The following is an 18643-nucleotide window of genomic DNA, read 5'->3' as shown; positions in this document are numbered from 1 at the left end:
GACCGCGTCTCTGGCAGCCTCATCGGCATTGTCCCGGCAGGCCGCGCAATACGGGCAGCAGTTGCTGCGTTCGCGCAGGATATTTCAGAACAGCCGGAATTGCGGTGCGTCACCCTGTTAAGAAGACGGAAGGGGGCGGTTCGCACTGCGCCGACCGATCAGGCAGTTCCGGCTTCAGCCACGCGCAACCGGTAGAGACCGACGTCGACGAGCCCCGCGCGGAAGCCGGCCTCGCAGTAGGAGAGGTAGTAGGTCCACAAGCGCTTGAACGCGGCGTCGAAGCCGAGTGGCTCGATCTGCGGCCAGGCGGCGAGGAACCGGCGACGCCACTCTGCCAGGGTTCGCGCGTAGTCCTTGCCGAAGCAGTGGGAAGCCTCGATCACCAACCCTGCGCGTTGCGCCTGTTCCCGCAGCACGCGTGGACTGGGCAGCATGCCGCCGGGAAAGATGCAGTGCTGGATGAAATCGGTCCCCTGACGGTAGCTGTCGAACTGCGCATCGGCGATCGTGATCGCCTGCAGCACCACCACGCCACCGGGCTTGAGGCGCTCGCGCAAGGTGGCGAAGTAGGTGGGCCAGTAGGCCTCGCCGACGGCCTCGATCATCTCGATGGACACGATGCGGTCGAACCGGCCCTGCACGTCGCGGTAGTCCTGCAGCCGCAGGTCGACCCGGTCGGCCACACCCCAGTCCTGCGCGCGTTCGCGGGCGAAGGCCAGTTGCTCGCTCGACAGCGTGACGCCGGTGACGCGCGCTTCGTGCCGGCGGGCCAGGCTCGCGGCCAGCGTTCCCCAGCCGCAGCCGATCTCGAGCACGTCGCCCCCTTGCGGGGTGTCGAGCATGTCGGCGATGGCAGCGAGGCGACGCGCCTGGGCGGCTTCCAGCGTGTCGTCGTCGGCGTCGCTGAACATCGCGCTCGAATACAGCATGCTGTCGTCCAGCCAGTGCCGGTAGAACGCGTTGCCCAGGTCGTAATGGAACGCGATGTTGTGCCGGCTTCCGCGCCGGCTGTTGCTGTGGGTCAGGTGCCGCAGCCGCGCCGCCCAGCGCGCCAGCCCGCGCCCCTTGAGCAGCGATCCCCAGGCCGACTCGTTGGCCAGGCCGAATTCGAACAAGGCCAGCAGGTCCGGACTTTCCCACTCGCCATCGCGAAATGACAGGGCCAGGCCCAGATCGCCTTGCAACGCCAGGCGCAGCAGCGGGCGCCAGCTCAGCAGGCGCAGGCTCGCGTGCGGCCCGGGTTCGCGGCCGACCACCTCGATGCATCGGCCGCCCGGAAGGCTCAAGGTCAGCCGGCCGAAACGCGTGCGGGCCAGCAGCCGGCGCAGCGGCGAGAAGACCGGCGCGACATCGAGGGCAGGGGCGGAGGGTGTGGTCAGGCTCATGGGGTCTTGTTCGAAGGAACGATGGTGAGGTCGTGGTCGGGGGCAGCCGGTCGCGGATGCAGCGGCACGCGCTTGATCCACAGATGCAGGGCCTGCCAGTGGATGGCGGCCACCACCTTGAGGGTCAGCAACGGATGCGTGATGAACACGCGCAGCAGCGCCAGGTCGCTCAGGGGGGCGCGTTGGCCGTCAAGCCGCGCGTTGAGCACGGCGCCGGCCGCGTCGTGCACGCTGATGCCGACCGAGACCGCCTCGCCCGGCGGTGCGACGCGGAACCGGTAGTGCAGGTCCATGCCGTTGAAGGGAGAGACGTACATCTGCTTGTCGCAGTGCTGCTCGACGATGGGCGCGCCGTCGTCAGCGACCGGGATCAGGTAGCTGTGCCGCTGCCCGAAGGTGTTGTTGACCTCGTACAGCAGCGCCTGCAGCGCGCCGTCGGGTGCATGGCAGAACCAGATGCTGAGCGGGTTGAACACATGGCCGAGCAGCCGCGGCATGGCCAGCAGCCGGATCGCGCCGCCGATCGGAAGGCCGGCCTCGCGCAGCCGCTCCTCCACCTGGACCCGCAGGTCGCGGCCCGAGCCGTCGCCATGGTCGGCGGCATGAAAGCTGAACAGGTTGAACCGGTCCACCGAGAAGCAGCGCAACCGGGCGTGCAACTGCGGCAGTTCGTCGATGTCGATCAGCAGGTTGTAGACCCGGTAGCTCAGCCGATGCCGCTTCGGCCGCAGCCGCTGGTGCATGACGCGCCCGATGTAGAGCGCCGAGCCTTCGTGCGCGTTCATGAGGCGACGGTCTGCGCGAGGTGCGGCAGATGGATGCGCCCGGACTCCTGCGCCACGCGCCAGGGCCGGCGTACGCCGCCGAGCGCTTCGGCGACGGCCAGGCCGGCCTGCAATCCGTCCTCGTGGAAGCCGGCGCCGAAGTAGGCGCCGCAGAACCAGGTGCGGCGCTGGCCCTGCAACTGCCACAACTGGCGCTGCGCGGCCATGGCCGCGGCATCGAACAGCGGGTGGTCGTAGACCTCGGTGCGGATCAGGTGCTCGGGCCGTGGGTCGACCGCCGGGTTCAGGGTCAGGAACAGCGGCTCGGCCGCCGCGCCCTGCGGCAGGTGGGGCTGCAGCCGGTTCATCCAGTAGGTCACCGTCGGGGCCGCCCCGCTGCCGCGCGTGCCGAGGTAGTTCCAGCTCGACCACACGGCGCGCCGCGCCGGCATCAGGGCAGGATCGCGGTGCAGCACGGCCAGGTTGCGGCTGTAGGGCAGGGCACCGAGCAGGGCACGCTCGGCACCGGTGGGTGCGTCAAGCAGCGCCAGCGAGCGGTCCGCATGGGTGGCCAGGACCACCTGGTCGAAGCGCTCGGGCCACCAGCCGGCGCTCGTGCGAAGCCGCACACCTGCCGGCTCGCGATGCAGTTCGAGCACGGCCCGGTCCAGCTGGATGCGGTCGGCGAAAGGCTGGCTGAGGCGCCGCACGTATTCGCGGCTGCCGCCCACCACCGTGCGCCAGATGGGGCGGCCACTGATCTGCAGAAGCCCATGGTTCTCGCAGAACCGCACAAAGGCTGCAACCGGATAGCGACCCACCTGCGCCGCCGGCGTGGACCAGATGGCCGCAGCCATGGGGTAGAGGTGGTCGTCGCGAAACGCGCGGCCATAGCCGTGGGCATCCAGGTAGTCGTCGAGCGCCTGGTCGCCTGCGACCTGCGCATCGCGCGGCGCCTCGCGGTAGAACCGCAGCAGGTCGCGCAGCATGGCCCAGAAGCGGGGGCGCGCCAGGTTGCGCTTTTGCGCGAACAAGCCGCGCAGGTCGGTGCCGGCGTATTCGAGCCCGCCGGCGTCCAGGCTCACGGCGAACGACATGTCCGAGGCCGCGGTCGGCACGGCCAGGTGCTGGAACAACGCGGTGAGGTTCGGGTACGCGGGCTCGTTGTAGACGATGAAGCCGGTGTCCACCGGCACCCGGCCTTCCCGGCCCGGCGCGTCCACGGTATGGCTGTGGCCGCCCAGCCGGGGCTCGCTCTCGAACACCGTGACCTCGTGGCGCTGGGACAGCAGCCAGGCACAGGACAGGCCCGAGATGCCGGTGCCGACGACGGCGATGCGCTGCTCGGGAGGCACGGAGGCAGGCGTCGGCAAGGCGGCAGACGGGGCAAGAAGAGGCAGCATGGAGAGTCTCCGTCGGGTCGTGCTGCCTGTACGCAGGAAATGGCCGTTTGGATTACCGGCGTGTCGCTGCGATGATCCGAACGCGGCTTCCTTGCGTATGACAGCACATGACCGCGGCTCCTGATCCGTCCAACCCCTCTGCGGGCACTCCGTTGCCCCGCAGTCGTCGAGCGTCCCTCTTGACCGTTGTCTCCCCCGATTCCGAGCCATCTGCCTTGCCCGACGACCTCTGGGCCGAGGCGATGGCCGCCGTGGCGCAGCGGCAGGACCGAGACGCGTTCGCGCAACTGTTCTCGCATTTCGCGCCGCGCATCAAGCACTACCTGATGCACAGCGGCAGCCCGGCCATCCAGGCCGAGGAACTGGCCCAGGAAGCCCTGGTCACCGTCTGGCGCAAGGCCGCGCTGTTCGATCCGGCCCGGGCGGCCGCCACGACCTGGATCTTCGCCATCGCGCGCAACCTGCGCGTGGACGCGCTGCGGCGGCGCCAGGGCGTGCAGTCGTCTGAAGACGTGTTCGACTTCGACCTGCTCCAGTCGGACGACCCGGCCGTCGAAGACCAGCTGCACGACGCGCGCCTGAGCGAACGGCTGCGCGGCGCGCTGCGCCAGCTTCCGCCCGAGCAGCAGCAGGTGCTGCACCTTTCCTATTTCGAAGACGCGCCGCATGCCCGCATCGCAGCCCAGCTGCGCATTCCGCTGGGCACGGTGAAGTCGCGCGTGCGCCTGGCGGTCGCCCAACTGCGCCGCCTGCTGGAACATTGACGATGGACATCCGACACCACCCCGACGACGACCTGCTGCTGGCCGGGTCCTCCGGCCACTTGCCGGCTGGCATGCGACTGGTCCTGGCCAGCCACCTGGAACTGTGCCCGCTGTGCCGTGAGCGCGCGCGCGCACTCGATGCCGTGGGCGGCATCCTGCTCGACGGCCTGGAGGCGGCCCCGATGGCCGACGACGCGCTGGCGCACACCTGGGCCCGGATCGATGCGCACGAAGGCGCTGAACCCGCTCGCGTGCGGGTCAGCGCGCCCCCGCCGCTGCCGCCCGGTGCGCGCTGGCCGCGCGCGCTCGCTCATTGCAGTGCCACGCCCTGGCGCTGGATCGGCCCCGGCATGCGCTGGAGCCGTGTGACCGTGCCCGAGGCCCCGGAGGCCAACGTCTTTCTTCTGCGCATCGCGGCCGGCAAGTACCTGCCGCAGCACACGCACCAGGGGCAGGAGTTCACCCAGGTGCTGCACGGCCGCTTCCACGATGGCCGGGCTTTGTTCGGCGCCGGCGATTTCGATGCGGCCGATGCCGAGATCAACCACCAGCCGGTGGTTCAGGACGGCAGCGAGTGCATCTGCCTCGCCTCGCTGGACGGTCGGCTGCGCTTCGACGGGGCTATTGCGCGTTTCTTCGGCGCGCTGGTCGGGATGTGATGCGCGCCGCGACCCACGCCGACACGCCGCTCACGGCCGTGCCCCATGCCAGGTCGGCGGCCGTGACGGCCCAGGGCCAGTCGCGCAGCGTGGCCTGGTTCGTCAGGTCATAGGTCGCGTAGGCCACGAGCCCGAGCAGCGCGCCGCGACGCAACGCCACGGCGGGCTCGCCAGCCTCCAGTGCCGGCGCGATCGCCAAGACGACCAGGCCGACCAGGTAGAGCGCATAGAACAGCGCCGCCGCCGTCCAGTCCACCTGCGGCGCCATCAGCGCACCGAGCGCGGGCTGGTACAGGCGCGGTCCCATGACCGACAGCCAGATGGCGTCCAGCACCAGAAAACACACGAGCGCCCACAGGTAGGCAGCGAGCAAGGTACGCGGGGATGGCTTCATGGGGTGCTCCGTGCAGGAGAGGTCAGTCGGTAGCTCAGTTGGCGATCGCCCTTGGTGTCAGCGTCGAGCCCGATCCAGCGTCCGCTGTCGGCGGCATACCAGATGCGGATGCGCTGCTGCGCCGCCTGCAGTCGCCAGCCGCGCGCCCGCACGGGCTGACCGCGGACCTCGAGGGTCGCATCGGGCAGCGGCTCGAAGCGGACCGGCTCGACCTTGCCCGTCTGGGGATCGATCAGGCGCTGTTGTTTCACCAGCCGGGGATTCCAGTAGGCAAAGCTCATCAGGCAGTCGCCGTCGAAGCGCTGCGCGATCTGCTGGCGGGTGCCGTCGTCGTCGGTCTCGGCGCGCAGCTCACGCAGGCAGTCTCCGGCCCAGCGCTCCTCGGCCTGGTGCCGGTAGCGGTAGACCGGGATGCCGAGCACGCGCACGGTGAACAGGGCGCGGCTGTCGACGCTGCGCCTCGCCGCCGTGCCGCCGACGACAAAGCGATGGGTCCCGATCGGCTTGCCATCGAGCATGGCGGTGAAGTGCCATTCGCCCGCTTCTTCGTCACCTTCCTGCGCCAGCGCCAGGCAGGTCGCCAGTGCCAGCATCAGCCCCAAGGCGCGGTGCTTCATGGACGGGCGCCGCGCCGCGGCGGCCAGGGGATGAAGGCACTGGTGCGTGCCGCGTAGCTGCGGTAGGCGGGCCGGCGCTCGGCAATGTCGTGCTCCAGCAGCGCGACGCCCGACACCTTGAGCAGCAGGACGGTCATCAGCAGCGCAGACGCCAGGCACCACGCCACCGCCCATCCGCCCGCCGACAGCGCTGCCAACCCGAGGCCCCACCAGACGCAGGCCTCGCCGAAGTAGTTGGGGTGGCGCGACCAGGCCCAGAGGCCGCGGTCCATCACCGCATCCTCGCGGCGCGGGTTGCGCAGGAAGCGGGCGAGCTGGGCGTCGGCCACGGCCTCGAAGACCACACCGCCGCCGGCCAGCAGCAGGGCCAGCACGTCCAGCCAGGACAGGGGCGACGGGTGCGCGAACGCGGCCAGCAGCGGCCAGCCGACGATCCATGCCAGCACCGCCTGGAGCCCGAACACGAGGTAAAGGCTCTTCAGGCCGAAGTGCGGTTCGTTGCGCGCACGCATGGCCTGGTAGCGGCGGTCTTCGCCGTGGCCCCAGTTGCGACGCCCGATGTGCAGCGCCAGCCGGCAAGCCCATACCAGCAGCAGCCCGAGCATCCAGGCGCTGCGGGCGTCGAGCGCGTGGGCATGGGCGCCGGCGTAGGCCAGGGCCGGCGCGGCGATCATCAGGGGCCAGATCCGGTCCGCCAGGCTGGCGTCGCGCACCACGACGCTGAACACCCAGACCGGCAACGCCACGCCGAGGGCGATCGCCAGACCCAGGGCTGCTAGCGACAGCATCACCGTTTCTCGAACAGGTAGTGGCCGACCCACCACTGGCCGCCCTCGGCGTAGCCGAAGAGCTCTTCCACCGAAATGAAGAAGAGCCGCCAGCGGGTCCACCACACCGGCGCGTCGCGCGCTCCGTAGACGGCGGCCAGCAGGGGCATGAGGGTGACCCGCCGGGCGTCCATGCGCGCCAGCCAGGCGGCCGAGGTCCGCGCGTAGTGGCGGCCATCCCAGCGCCAGCGGTGCAGCAGGCGCAAGTCGTCTTGGCAGCGCAGGGCGAGATCGTCGCTCGGCATCATGCCGCCGGAGAAGAAGTGGCGGCTCATCCAGTCGCTGGCATCGCGCTCCTCGAACGGGTAGGGCGCTTCGCGGTGAACGAAGACGTGCATGAAGAACCGCCCCTGCGGTTTCAACCAGCGGGCCACGTGCGAAAAGGCGCGCGGCCAGTTGCGCAGGTGCTCGAACATCTCCACCGACACCACCCGGTCGAAGCGCTCGCCGGTCTCGAAATCATTGAAGTCGCAGGTGATCACCTCGAGGTTGTCCAGGCCGCGTGTGGCGGCCTCGGCCGTAATGAACAGCCGCTGCGAGTGCGAATTGGAGACCGCCGTGATGCGGGAGCGTGGGAAGTGTTCGGCCATCCACAGGCTCAGCGAGCCCCAGCCGCAGCCCAGCTCCAGAATGCGCAGCCCGTCTTCCAGGCCGGCGCGGGCGCAGGTCTCGGCCAGAGCCGCCGCCTCGGCCTGCTCGAGCGTCTGCACTCCTTCAGGCCACCAGCAGCAGCTGTACTTCCGGTGGGGGCCCAGTACGCCTGTGAAGAACTCAGCGGGCAACTCGTAGTGCTGCTCGTTGGCTTTTTCGGGCAGCAGGGCCAACGGTGCCTCCTGCAGTCCGTCGAAAAATGCCTCCGAACGCAGGGCGACGGCTTCCGGGTCGTCGCTGCCCAGCTCGACCAGGCGCTGGCGCAGCAGCCGCCGCACGCCCAGCCGAACGGCGCCGTCGGGCACCAGGCCTTGTTCAACCCAATGGATGGCAGTGGAGGTGCTCGAGGCTTGGGGCATGGCGGTGGGTGCAGGAAGAGAGTCTCTTCTTCCTACGCTAGGCCGGCCGCAATGGATCACTGTTCGTCGACTTCAGCGCATGGGGACTGAGGCGACGGTGCGAAGTACGGCGGTCGGACACTTGGCGGCGCTACAGGCCAGGCCCACTATCTCTGGACAAACTGGACATGCACCGCAAGAGCTGCGAAGCGGACGTAGCTGTGCACACGGCTCCCGGCGTCAAGAGGGGGCTGAGTCCGCGCCTGCGTTGATTTCACGAGGCTTGATGCATCGGCGCGTGGCGCGACCGGCCGACGATCCGGATCGCAGACGCAAGGGCCGTCTGAATCGCCGGATGGGCGGGCGGGTGCAAACCCTGGGTGAACGACTAGACCACGCCCCGGAACAAGGGCAGGCAGGCCATTGCAAGCTGCTTGACGTGGCGGTCGTCGGTGCCGCAGCAACCGCCCATGACATTAAGGCGTTTCAACCGGTGCATCTTGAGCGCGGCATAGGCCTGCCCCAACTCCACCGGGTCGCCCGCATCCAGTTTGGGCGCCTCGTTCAACTCGGCATGGCTCATCCTGGAGGCATTCGCGCGCAGACCGCGAATCCGCCCAGCCCACGGCGCGTCGCCATGCACCACCTGCTGGAAGTGGCTGGGATGGGCGCAGTTGATCATGAAGTAGGCTGGATAACCCGCGGTGGCGCCGTCCACCTGCTGGATGGCGTCCGCCAGGGACTGCTCCGTCGGCAGCCTGCCATCGGTCTCCAGCGTGAAGGAAATGACGACGGGCATGTTCGCCTGCTTCGCGGCCAGCGCGATCCCCGACGCCTCTTCGACGTAGTTCATGGTGATGGCGGTCACCAGGTCGGCCGCGGTGCCGGCGAAGGTCTCGACCTGCGCACGATGGTAGTCCTGCGCTTCGCGCACCGACATGGCACGGTCCGGGACATAGCCGTCGCCGCGAGGTCCAAGGCATCCGCTGATGATGATCGGCGTCCGGCGGGTCTGGTAGGCATCGCGGATGTCCTCCAGCAGACCCACCAGCTGCCGGTCGACCGCCGCGAGCTCCTCGGGGCTGTAGCCCAGCCTGCTCCCCCAGTCTGGATTGGACCGCCAGGTTGCCGTTTCCAGAATCAGCCCGACGTCGAAGCTTCTGGCCAGCGCCGCGTAGGTCCGGAAATACTTCCGCAGCACTCTTTCGCCTTCCGGCGTCCGGAGCAGGTGAAAGGCGGCAAAGTCGGGAAGTTCCTGCCCCTCCAGAAAGATCAGGGTGGTCTCGATGCCGCCGTCGGTCATGAAGAAATCATCGCCGAGCTGCGGCAATGCGCTTCTGTAGGTTGCCATCGCTGACTCCTCTCATTCGGGTGTCCGAATGGCCGCGGCCGCCAAGGCGCCGGGCCCGCGAAGCGGATGATGACAGTGAGCGCCTCGCGGGCCAAGTGCCTGGCCGGCGGCGCGCTTTCCTCCCCCTTCAGGCTTCGGCTGTCGAGCAACTGCCGGTGGCGGTCACTCGAAGCCTGACAGAGGGGCTGGAGTTCACGGTGTGATCTTTCCGGATCGGATGGCCATGCGAACAGCTTCGTCTGTCGTCGTGGCCCCCAAACGTCGGCGGACACGCCGCGGGTGATTCTCGATGTTGCGTTCGGAAAGGCCCATGCTGGATGCAGGCTTCCGCCTGCCGCTTTCCGGCAGCCATCCAGCGCATGACCGTTTGTTCGCGCGGAGTCAGGCGATGCTCGAACCGCTGAGCCTTTCCGGTCGACGCCTGCACCCGGCGGCTCCGTGCAACGGCGTCAGCTCGTTCGGCGCTTCACATTCGGAACCAAGGCCTTGATCACCGCGTCAGCCATCCGATGAAGAGAAGGCGCGTTCTGATAAACCCGCTCCATCACTGCCAGGCCTCGGGTGAATGTGATGACAACCTGAGCGGTTTCCTTGGGGGACAGCGAAAGCTGTGTCGACATATCCCCCTTCGACATGGCTGCTGAGACGACGCCCTGGAGCTCATCGAGCAACTGACGCAGCCGTTCCTGGATGCGTGGGCCTGCACCATCGACCTCCGTTGCCGTCTTCGTGGTGAGACAGCCCCGAGGCGGTACGCCTTGCGTCATGTTGGCGATCGCGACCTTGAAGAAGGCGCGCAACGCCGTCTCTGCACGGGGTTTGTCGAGGGCTGCGCGCGCGTTGTCCAGAAACCTGGTGGCGTACGCCTCGAAGGCCAGCAAGAACAGCTCCTCCTTGCCGCCATAGGCGTGATAGAGCGAACCGCGCTGCACATCGGCGGCCTCTGCCAGATCGGCCATGGACGTTGCCCGCCAGCCTTTTTGCCAGAACACGTCCAGCACGGCGTCCAACACCTTGGCCTCATCGAACTGCCTGACTCCTGCCATGAGAAATCCTCGCGCTTTCTATTTTTGACAACGACGTCAAAATTGACAATACTGTCAATGATAGTCCGTCCGCCACGCAGGCGATGCCCGCGGCGCCAGGCAAGACACTGGCATCGTTCTGAAGGAACCCCACTCGATGACTCGGCTTTCTGCCTCACCGCCTGTTTCCCAACTCGGCATCGATCGTCGATGGGTGGGTGTGCTGTTCGGACTCGCTTCGGCCCTGATCTGGGGCGCCTTTCCGGTCGTGACTCGCTTCGGGCTGACCCACACGGCCTTGGACGCCTACGACATCACCTGCATCCGGTACACGGTCTCGGGCGTGATGCTGTTGCCGTTTCTCGTACGACGAGGCCTCATGGGGCTGAGCTGGATCGCCATCGCGCTCATGACCGCCGGCATTGGCGCGCCCTACATGCTGGTGGTCGCCTTCGGCCTCGGCATGGCGCCGGTGGAGCAGTTCGCCGTGGTCACGCCTGGCAGCATGATCCTGTTCTCCGCGCTCATCAGCGCCTGGGGACTCGGCGCCAGGCTCTCGCGCAGGGAGACGGCGGGCATTGCGCTGATCATCCTCGGGGTCGCGTTGGTCGGCTTCCACAACTTCAGCGCCGTCCGCTCCTCGCCGTGGGCCTACCTGATCTTCCTTCTGGGCGGACTGCTGTGGGCCATCTACACCGTCTCGTCCAAGCAGTTCTCTGCATCGGCGCTGCACGCCACCGCCATTGTTTCGGTGTTCTCGATGATCATCTACCTGCCCGCCTACCTCGCGACGCGCGGGCTGCACCTGTTGCAAGCGCCACTGGGTGACATCGGTGTGCAGGCGTTCTATCAGGGGGTCATGGTCTCCACGGTGGCCTTGTTCTTTTTCAGCAAGTCGGTGCAGATTCTGGGTGCAGCCGTCGGTGCCACGTTCGCTGCACTCGTTCCCGGCGCAGCGACGCTGCTCGCTTTGCTGGTCCTTGATGAGCGGCCCAGTGCCACAGCCATTGCCGGGCTGGTCATCGTCACAGGCGGCATGACTGCGATGCTGATCCAGCAACGTCGATCCTCGTCCCCCGTTGAATCCAGGGGACATTGAGTCCCTGAACCCGGCAATTTCCGTCGAGGAGTTTCTGCGTCGAAGGGCGCATCTTCCTCGGTGCTTCATTCATCGAACAGGCGGCGAGGCCGCGAGGCCGTGGAGCAGCACCGTCCAGTGCTGCAGTCGGGCCATGGCGGCCTCGCGGCCTTTCTGCGCCGCTTGTGGACCGCTGCCGTCGTCGGCCAGCGCGATCAGTTCGTGGGCACCCGTCGTCACGGCCCGCGCGAAATCCTCGGTGCGGCCCTGCCACACCACGATGCGATGGTGCAGGCCCATTCGCGCGGCGCGCTGCGCATTGATCGCCTGCTCGGGCTGGTCGGTCAGCAGCAGCAGGATCGGCTTGCGGTACACCGCCGCGACCGACAGCGCCGCCATGCCGGGCGCCGAGACGATGAAGGCGCTGCGCGCGGCCCGCTCGATCCAGTGCTCGTCCTGCGCGTGCCAGCCCGCGCGCTGTGCATAGCCTTCGCCGACGAGGTGCGCCGGCGTGCGCGCCTCGGCCAGCCCGCGCTCCAGGCCGTCGGCCAGTGCGGCTTCCTTGAAATGCGGGTTGAGGTACACGGCGGCCTGCGGCGCGCAGTCGTCGTGCGAATCCGTGTCGGCACCCACTACGGCCACCGGCGTGGCGAGCCGGTGGCCGCCGCGTCCGTCGGCCTGCGGCTCGCCGTAGGCGAAATCGTGCGCGATGCGCGCGCGGCTGCGGTCGATCTGCCAGGCGACGATGCGGCCGAAGATGTTCGCCATCCACGCCGGCATGCGCCCGCTGAAGTTGGTCTGCAGCGCATGCCGCAGGCTCGCGCCGTACACATGCACCACCTTGCGCCGCCAGACCGGCATCCAGCCCATGAACAGCAGCGCGGGGTGGAAGGAGTCGTTCACCACCAGGTCCGCATCGCGGAACCATGCGCGCAGCCGAAGGATGTCGCGCAGCATGCGCTCCGGACGGAACACGTAGTGCGCCACGTTGCGGTCGGTTTCGCGGCGCAGCATGTTCTGCTCGCGGTCGAACTGCACCGCGTAGTGGCGCGAGAGCACCGGCGCTTCGATGCCGAAGCCGGCAAGAAAGCGCGCGCCTTCATCGGAGGTGGTGAGCACCTGCACGCTGGCGCCCGCGGCGCGCAGCGAATGCGTGAGCAGCTGCGCGCGCATCAGGTGGCCGCGCGCGTCCGCAGTCGCGAGGTAGACGATGCGCGGCGGCATCGACGGACTCAGGCTGCCACCGGCCGCGCACGGCCGGGGCCCAGGCGCAAGGCCACGCCCGCGAGGTACATGCCCAGGGCGCCGGTGATGCCGAAGCCGCGCTCGGTGTCGCGCACCTCGCGCATCAGCTGCGCGAGCCGTGCTTCCTCATGCGGCGCCACGCAGCGCTGCAGCGTGTGGCTGCACAGGCGGATGTGGCGGTCCTCGTCGGCCAGCACGCGCGTGAGCAGCGGGTGCAGCGCATGCCGCGGGCCGATCAGCGCGCAGTGGCGCTGCAGGATGCGCGAGGCCATCTGCTCGGCGGCGAGGCCGATCGCATACGCCGGCACGAGGCCACCGTGCGCGAAGTGCGGCGCATGGCGCTGGATGAGGCGCTGCCAGCGCGCGAGCTTGCGTTGGCTCAGCCAGTCGGGCTTCGGCGCTGCTTCCGGCGATGCAGCCGCCTGCGCCGTGCCGCCGCGCGCGACGATGGCGTCGGCGAAAAGCCGCGCATGCAGCTGCTCGTCGGCCAGGTGCTGGTCGAGCTGGCGCGTGAGCCACTCGGGCGCGTTGGTACGCAGCTCGCGCTGCAGCGCCTGCTCGGACGATTCTTCGCCGATCAGATACAGGCGCAGCAACATCACTTCGCCGGCGCGGCTCGCATGCATCTGGCGCAACGCGGCGCGCTTGATGTGGTGCACCAGCCGGGCCTGCAGCGCCGGCCAGCCACGCAGTTGCGGCGGTGCGAGGCAGTCGAATGCCGCGTTCGCCGGGGCGGTGTCAGCGGCCATCGGCTTTTTTGGCCACCGGGGTCTGCGGCTGCTGTTGCTGCCAACCGAGCACGAGGCCGATGAAACTGCCTTGAAGGAAGGCGCGCGCCGATGCATCTGCACCGGCGAACTCGCGCTGCTGGCCGTCGTAGCGCACATAGCCCTTGCCGCCCGCGGCACCGAGCACCAGCTTCTCGTTCTTGCGGAAGCCGCGCTGCGTCAGCGGCAGCAGCAGCGACTGCGATTCGAGGCCATAGAGGAACAGGTCGCGCTGCACCACCTGGCGCGGAATCTGTCCGCTCAGCGCCTGCAGTTCGAGCGACCAGTCGCCTTGCCGCATCGCTTCGGACAGCTCACTGCCCTTGGCCCCCGGCGCGTGGAAATGCGCGCGCGCCACCGACTTGGAGGCGCGGCCCAACCCCAGGCCGACGGTGATGTCCGCATCAGCGGCACCGCCTTTCCGGTTGTCCCGTACCTGCACGAATTCGTTGGCGAGCCGCGCGGCGATCGAGGGCCTGGAGAGTGTCTCGGCGATTTGCGCCGGCGTGAGCACCACGCGCTCGGCGCCGCCCTCGATCACCACGACCTGGTACGGGTCGATGCGGATGTCGCTGAACTCGCCGCCGACGGGCGAGTGCGCATGGCTGCTCACCGACCAGTCGTTGCCCGAGCGGCTCAGCAGCGCATGGAAGGTCAGCGGCACGCGTTGGCCACTGTGACGTGACTGGCCCGAGCCTTGCAGCAGCACGTCGCCCACGATGGTCTTGCGGCCGTAGCTGCGCGGGTTCGCAAAGCGCAGGGTGTGCGCTGCGTTGTCGAGTGCGGCCCGCGTGTCGGTATCGTCGAGCGCGAGGCGGTTGCACTCGTTCGCAGGGCCTGCGAGCGCGGAGAAGGGGCAGCCGCTGTCGGACTTGAAGTTGAAGACGCCGCGTCCGGTGAAGTCGGCGGCGCCCGCCGTCGCGCATGCGCCGGCCAGCACGAGAAGGCCGATGAGGATGTTTTTCTTGTTCATGTCGGGCGATGGTACGAAAGCGCCTGCGCGTCCGCGTTCGTGCGGCCCGTCGTGTGCAGGCCGATGCCGCGCGCGAAGGCGCCCAGCATGTCGATGGCCGAGAAGCCCACGATCAGCGCCACGCCCGCGAGCCAGCGCAGGCCGCGCAGGGGAGGCAGGTCCTGGTGGTTGAGCGCGCGCACGCTGAAACCCAGCCGCGTGAACAGCACGCACAGCGGCCCGATCGGCCCGCTCTTCGCAAGCCACTGCCAGCGTGTCGACACATAGCTGCGCAAGAGGTGCGGCGTGAGCGAATACGTGTCCTGCCCGCGCATCCAGCGCAGCTTGAGCGCTTCGGCACGCGTGTCGGGCAGGCGGTGCTCGGTGTGGGCCGCGGCCGCGTAGTGGATGGGAACGTTCGCCGCCTTTAGCCGCATGCCCAGCACCTGGCAGTGCGCGCGGTAGACGCCGTCGAGCGCCTGGTAGCTGTGCTGCTCGAACACGTCGCGGCGGAAGGCCACGTTGTTCGCGTAGAAGTTGCTCGTCGCGCCCGCGTGGTCGGCGTTGGGAAAGTACATGAAGTCGATGGTCGTGAGCGCGGTGCCCACGATGCTGGCCGCGTAGCTCGTGCGGCCGGCCACCACCGCGGGCGCGTCGGCGCCGCGCGTGAAGGGCGTGAGCATCTGCAGCAGCCAGTCGTCGTCGGGCAGGCAATCGGCATCGGCGAACACCACGTGGTCGCAGCGCGCCGCATCGGTGGCCGCGAAGCCGACGTTCTTGGCGTCGTAGTAGCCGGTGGCGGCGTCGATGCGCACGAAGTCGATGGGGCGGCCCGCCAGCGCCATGACGGCCTCGCACGATGCGGCGTTCAGCCCGTCGTGCGTGATGACCACCTGGGCCAGGGCCGTGATCGGCAGCTTCTGTTTCGCCAACAGGGCGACCAGGCGCTGCAGGCTGATGCTTGCGGCGGCTTCGGCATCCGCTCCGCCGCGCAGGTTGTTGGTCTCCAGGACCAGCGCGCAACGCGCGGCAACGTGATCGGGCATCATCGAATTTTCCTGTCGGGACATTGTTTTGAAGGCTTGCATCCTGCTTTTATCTCACAACCGCCGCGGCTGCCAGTGCCTGAAGGGAGGGGCTTGCGCATGAAGCTCACCATCTTCGGTGCCGGTTATGTGGGCCTCAGCTTCGCCGCCTGCATGGCCGAAGCGGGGCACGAGGTGCTGTGCGCGGACGCCGATGCCGGCCGCATCGAGGGGCTGCAGCAGGGTCGGATGCCGCTGCACGAGCCGGGGCTGGAGGCGCTGGTGTCCGCAGGCCTTTCGACGGGGAAGCTGCGCTTCACAGCCGACGAGCGCGCGGCGAGCCTGCATGGCGACGCGCTCTTCATCGTGGTCAACACGCCGGCCGACGCGCAAGGCGATGTCGACCTGCGACATGTGATGGCCGTGGCCCGAAGCATCGGGCAGCACCGGGACCGCGATGCCGTGGTCGTCTGCAAGTCCACCGCACCGGTCGGCACCGCGGAGCAGGTCGAGGCCGTGCTGCGCGCGGCGCTTTCGCAGCGCGGTGTGCCCCATCGCGTCGCGGTGGCCGTGAACCCCGAATTCCTGCGCGAGGGCTCGGCCGTGCGCGATTGCCGCCAGCCCGACCGCGTGGTGATCGGTGCGACCGACCCCGCGGCCATCGGCCTGCTGACGCGGCTCTACGAACCCTTCGTGCGCGATCCGGCAAAGCAGTTGCTGGTGATGGACCGGCGCTCGGCCGAGCTCACCAAGTACGCCGCCAACGCGATGCTCGCGACCCGCATCAGCTTCATGAACGAGATGGCGCGCGTGGCCGAGCATGCGGGCGCCGACATCGAGATGGTGCGCCGCGGCATCGGCTCGGACCGGCGCATCGGCCCCGACTTTCTGCAAGCGGGCGCGGGCTATGGCGGCTCGTGCCTGGCGAAGGACGTGCGGGCGCTGCGGCATGCGGCCGATCGCGAGGGGCAGCCGCTGCGCATCCTCGCGGCGGTCGAGGCCGCGAACCACGAGCAGAAGGGGCGCCTCTTCGACCTGATGACGCATCACTTCGAAGGCCGCATCGCGAACAAGACCATCGCGCTTTGGGGCCTGGCCTTCAAGCCCGACACCGACGACATGCGCGATGCGCCGAGCTTCGTGTTGCTGGAGCGCCTGTGGGCGGCGGGCGCGCATGTGCAGGTGCACGACCCGGCGGCGATGCCGAATGCGCGCGCCATCGTCGGCGAGCGCGGCGACGTGCGCTGGTGCGACACGCCCGAAGACGCATTGCAGGGTGCCGACGTGCTGGCGCTCGTGACCGAATGGCCCGTGTTCCGCCGCCCCGACCTGGCGCGCATCGCCCGCACATTGAAGGCGCCCGCGATCTTCGACGGCCGCAACCTCTACGACGCCGCCGAAGTCGAAGCCGCCGGCATCGCGTACTACGGCATCGGGCGCGGCCGGTCAGTGCGGCGCTGAATCGTCGTCAGCAGCATGCCGGTCATTCGCCGGCTTTTGATCCATTGAAAACGTCAACCCCATGTCGGAACGCATCGAACTGAAGCTTGATTGGACAAGAAAACAGGTCCGGCAACTGGCCGCAAACGGCGAGCTGTCCATCCTGCAATTTGCCGCCGCACAGGAGGTACCGCCTTCGCTGCTGGAAATCCTGAACGAAGATCTCTTCAGGCATCGGCCGGACATCACATGGCGGATGTATGGAAGCTACGCGCGCGTGTGCGATCTTTCTTGTCTGAGGCTCATGCCCCATGTCGAAAGGTTGAGCCTTGACTGCCTCACCCGGGTCAGCAATGCGCATGCCGTAGAGGCCTTGCCGAAGCTGAAGGAGTTCGTCTTTGATGTGTACGAAGCAGATTCACTGAATGTGCTGAACGCAGTGCCCACGGACCTGCAAAGACTCAGAATCGGCAAGACGAAAACGAAGAAGACCGACCTTTTCGGGCTGGAGCGCTTTTCCCATCTGAGACAACTCGTTGTTGCTGGCCACACGCGAGGCCTCGAGGTGATTGGAAAGCTGTCGACCTTGAATGAGGTGTCCCTCATGGGGATGCCTCTGTCGAACCTGGTCTTTCTACGGCATCTGCCCCACCTGCATACGCTTCAACTGGGATTCGGAAGCGCGCAGAACCTGGACACGCTTGCGGGCCTGAACGCCCTGAGACACCTGGCACTGTTGCGGATCAAGGATTTGTCGGACCTGTCGGTCGTCAGCCAACTGGAGACGCTGCAAAGGTTGACCGCGCAAGATCAGCCACACCTTGCCAGCTTGCCCTCGTTGGCTGCGCTCAAGGGTCTGGCGCTGATCGTCCTCAACAACGTGGGGCTGAAGGACCTGAGGTGGGTGGCCTCTGCACCGGCGCTCGAAAGCCTGGCCATGTTTCAGATGCCAGCGCTGGCGCACGGTGACATCCAGAGTCTCCTGAGTCAGCCCGGCCCTCTGAGGCGCCTGATGGTGGGGTTGAAAAGCGCCCGCGAGCACAAGCTCGCGCGACAGGCGATCGAGGATTCAGGCCTGTGGGACGATGGCGGATGGTGGCGGTGACATCGCGACCCTTGGCGTCGTCGTCGCATTGAACTGCGAGGTGATGTCTGTACTCGTCAATTCGGAAATGACCTGCATGAGCAGGGCCGCACTGACCGGCTTGGGCATCCCCACTCGCATATTCGGGCCTGCGCTCATTCTCGGCGCGCGTTGCTTTGGCGCACGGCGTGCAGGTACCCGTCCAACGCCAGCAGCACCTCCTCCACCATGACATCCGCGCTCGGCAGGGCGGCACTCACCAGCAGCGTCTGCTTCACCAGCGCATCGACGACGGTGTAGGCGCCGAAGGCCACGCGGGCATCGTGCAGCCCTTCGGGCCAGTCCACCGCGCTCGTCAGCGCCTTGCCGAAGAGGTTGACGTTGTGCTGGTACAGGCGGTTGTAGACGAGCTGCGGCGAGACACGGCGCTCGATGGAGCTCAGCACCCGCCAGCGCCCGCCGCCCTCCAGCATCGTGTGCACCTGGGTCTGCGCCAGCAGACGCGTGATCTCGCGCAGCGTGCGTTGGCCTTCCGCCTGGACGACGTCGTCCACCGCGCTCGACAGCGCGGTCGAGAGCTTGCGCACCCAGGTGCGCACGGTCATGGCCGCGACCGCTTCCTTGCCGGGGAAGTACTGGTAGACGCTGCCGACGCTCACGCCGGCCACGTTGGCGATGTCGCGCATCGACGTCTTCTCGTAGCCCTTTTCCAGCAGCAGGAGCACGAAGGCGTCCTGGATGGCGATGGACGTCATCCATGCGCGTGACTGGGAGGGCTTGCGTCGGGGTTTGAGGGCGGTCGTCATGGCTGAAAAGCGAACACCGGGACGGCGCACGCAAGGAGGAGGGCCTCGTTGCAGAGGGAAATCAACGC

At 68.1% G+C, this 18643-nt stretch carries 20 protein-coding genes; 5 read left to right on the top strand and 15 right to left on the bottom strand.

Features of this window, described 5'->3' with window-relative positions; translation table 11 throughout:
• Positions 1 to 158: 158 nt before the first annotated feature.
• From ACAM42_RS21680 to ACAM42_RS21670, 3 genes are read right to left on the bottom strand one after another with little or no spacing between them, the layout of a single operon-like run.
• Positions 159 to 1385 carry a class I SAM-dependent methyltransferase gene (locus tag ACAM42_RS21680; protein WP_369629356.1) on the bottom strand — a complete coding sequence of 409 codons (1227 nt, stop codon included), beginning with the start codon at positions 1383 to 1385 and terminating at the stop codon, positions 159 to 161.
• Positions 1382 to 2170, bottom strand: a complete 789-nt coding sequence (locus ACAM42_RS21675; RefSeq protein WP_369629355.1) for a DUF1365 domain-containing protein — start codon at positions 2168 to 2170, stop codon at positions 1382 to 1384. Before ACAM42_RS21675 ends, ACAM42_RS21680 begins: the two co-directional genes overlap by 4 nt.
• Complete coding sequence (locus ACAM42_RS21670) at positions 2167 to 3552, bottom strand: NAD(P)/FAD-dependent oxidoreductase (RefSeq protein ID WP_369629354.1); 1386 nt, start codon at positions 3550 to 3552, stop codon at positions 2167 to 2169. Before ACAM42_RS21670 ends, ACAM42_RS21675 begins: the two co-directional genes overlap by 4 nt.
• Before the next feature lie 215 nt (positions 3553 to 3767).
• Between ACAM42_RS21670 and ACAM42_RS21665 the strand changes: the two genes are divergently transcribed.
• Together ACAM42_RS21665 and ACAM42_RS21660 are read left to right on the top strand one after the other, a co-directional pair.
• Complete coding sequence (locus ACAM42_RS21665) at positions 3768 to 4316, top strand: sigma-70 family RNA polymerase sigma factor (protein WP_369629353.1); 549 nt, start codon at positions 3768 to 3770, stop codon at positions 4314 to 4316.
• A gap of 2 nt (positions 4317 to 4318) precedes the next feature.
• Positions 4319 to 4975, top strand: coding sequence for a ChrR family anti-sigma-E factor (locus ACAM42_RS21660; protein ID WP_369629352.1), 657 nt, complete (start codon positions 4319 to 4321; stop codon positions 4973 to 4975).
• Here ACAM42_RS21660 and ACAM42_RS21655 read toward each other — a convergent pair.
• The 7 genes from ACAM42_RS21655 to ACAM42_RS21625 all read right to left on the bottom strand — a co-directional run bounded on the left by ACAM42_RS21655 (position 4938) and on the right by ACAM42_RS21625 (position 10199).
• Entirely contained in the window at positions 4938 to 5369 is a 432-nt protein-coding gene (locus ACAM42_RS21655; RefSeq protein ID WP_369629351.1) for a DUF2177 family protein, read from the bottom strand. The genes ACAM42_RS21660 and ACAM42_RS21655 overlap by 38 nt on opposite strands.
• Positions 5366 to 5986 carry a DUF6134 family protein gene (locus ACAM42_RS21650; RefSeq protein ID WP_369629350.1) on the bottom strand — a complete coding sequence of 207 codons (621 nt, stop codon included), beginning with the start codon at positions 5984 to 5986 and terminating at the stop codon, positions 5366 to 5368. The genes ACAM42_RS21655 and ACAM42_RS21650 overlap by 4 nt, the downstream gene beginning before the upstream one ends.
• Positions 5983 to 6774: a DUF1295 domain-containing protein gene (locus ACAM42_RS21645; protein ID WP_369629349.1), complete on the bottom strand. Its 792-nt coding sequence runs from the start codon at positions 6772 to 6774 to the stop codon at positions 5983 to 5985. The genes ACAM42_RS21650 and ACAM42_RS21645 overlap by 4 nt, the downstream gene beginning before the upstream one ends.
• The gene (locus ACAM42_RS21640; protein ID WP_369629348.1) at positions 6774 to 7823 is read right to left on the bottom strand and encodes a cyclopropane-fatty-acyl-phospholipid synthase family protein; all 1050 of its coding nucleotides are present in this window, start codon (positions 7821 to 7823) and stop codon (positions 6774 to 6776) included. The genes ACAM42_RS21645 and ACAM42_RS21640 overlap by 1 nt, the downstream gene beginning before the upstream one ends.
• A gap of 367 nt (positions 7824 to 8190) precedes the next feature.
• Positions 8191 to 9153, bottom strand: a complete 963-nt coding sequence (locus ACAM42_RS21635) for a homocysteine S-methyltransferase family protein (protein WP_369629347.1) — start codon at positions 9151 to 9153, stop codon at positions 8191 to 8193.
• 192 nt (positions 9154 to 9345) lie between these two features.
• The gene (locus ACAM42_RS21630; RefSeq protein ID WP_369629346.1) at positions 9346 to 9465 is read right to left on the bottom strand and encodes a hypothetical protein; all 120 of its coding nucleotides are present in this window, start codon (positions 9463 to 9465) and stop codon (positions 9346 to 9348) included.
• A 137-nt stretch (positions 9466 to 9602) separates the two neighbouring features.
• The gene (locus ACAM42_RS21625) at positions 9603 to 10199 is read right to left on the bottom strand and encodes a TetR/AcrR family transcriptional regulator (protein WP_369629345.1); all 597 of its coding nucleotides are present in this window, start codon (positions 10197 to 10199) and stop codon (positions 9603 to 9605) included.
• 136 nt (positions 10200 to 10335) lie between these two features.
• Between ACAM42_RS21625 and ACAM42_RS21620 the strand changes: the two genes are divergently transcribed.
• Entirely contained in the window at positions 10336 to 11277 is a 942-nt protein-coding gene (locus tag ACAM42_RS21620) for a DMT family transporter (protein ID WP_369629344.1), read from the top strand.
• Between the two features lie 69 nt (positions 11278 to 11346).
• Here the strand turns inward: ACAM42_RS21620 and ACAM42_RS21615 are convergent, their stop codons facing one another.
• The 4 genes from ACAM42_RS21615 to ACAM42_RS21600 are packed head-to-tail and all read right to left on the bottom strand — an operon-like array spanning position 11347 to position 15269.
• On the bottom strand, positions 11347 to 12480 hold the full coding sequence (locus ACAM42_RS21615; protein ID WP_369629343.1) for a hypothetical protein: 1134 nt from the start codon (positions 12478 to 12480) through the stop codon (positions 11347 to 11349).
• An 8-nt stretch (positions 12481 to 12488) separates the two neighbouring features.
• Positions 12489 to 13250 carry a hypothetical protein gene (locus tag ACAM42_RS21610; protein WP_369629342.1) on the bottom strand — a complete coding sequence of 254 codons (762 nt, stop codon included), beginning with the start codon at positions 13248 to 13250 and terminating at the stop codon, positions 12489 to 12491.
• The gene (locus tag ACAM42_RS21605) at positions 13240 to 14241 is read right to left on the bottom strand and encodes a hypothetical protein (protein ID WP_369629341.1); all 1002 of its coding nucleotides are present in this window, start codon (positions 14239 to 14241) and stop codon (positions 13240 to 13242) included. Before ACAM42_RS21605 ends, ACAM42_RS21610 begins: the two co-directional genes overlap by 11 nt.
• Positions 14238 to 15269, bottom strand: coding sequence for a glycosyltransferase family 2 protein (locus ACAM42_RS21600; RefSeq protein ID WP_369629340.1), 1032 nt, complete (start codon positions 15267 to 15269; stop codon positions 14238 to 14240). The genes ACAM42_RS21605 and ACAM42_RS21600 overlap by 4 nt, the downstream gene beginning before the upstream one ends.
• A gap of 96 nt (positions 15270 to 15365) precedes the next feature.
• Here ACAM42_RS21600 and ACAM42_RS21595 point away from each other — a divergent pair, with 96 nt between their 5' ends.
• Positions 15366 to 16706, top strand: a complete 1341-nt coding sequence (locus ACAM42_RS21595; RefSeq protein WP_369629339.1) for a UDP-glucose/GDP-mannose dehydrogenase family protein — start codon at positions 15366 to 15368, stop codon at positions 16704 to 16706.
• A 61-nt stretch (positions 16707 to 16767) separates the two neighbouring features.
• Positions 16768 to 17790, top strand: coding sequence for a hypothetical protein (locus ACAM42_RS21590; protein WP_369629338.1), 1023 nt, complete (start codon positions 16768 to 16770; stop codon positions 17788 to 17790).
• Between the two features lie 134 nt (positions 17791 to 17924).
• Here the strand turns inward: ACAM42_RS21590 and ACAM42_RS21585 are convergent, their stop codons facing one another.
• A complete protein-coding gene (locus tag ACAM42_RS21585) occupies positions 17925 to 18575 on the bottom strand; it encodes a TetR/AcrR family transcriptional regulator (RefSeq protein WP_218005382.1) in 651 nt (216 codons plus the stop codon).
• Positions 18576 to 18643 lie beyond the last annotated feature (68 nt).

The sequence above is a fragment of the Variovorax sp. V35 genome (assembly GCF_041154465.1).
GTDB lineage: Bacteria > Pseudomonadota > Gammaproteobacteria > Burkholderiales > Burkholderiaceae_C > Variovorax > Variovorax boronicumulans.
The sequence above is the reverse complement of the archived record's forward strand: the minus strand, read 5'-3'. Positions and strand labels throughout refer to the sequence as shown.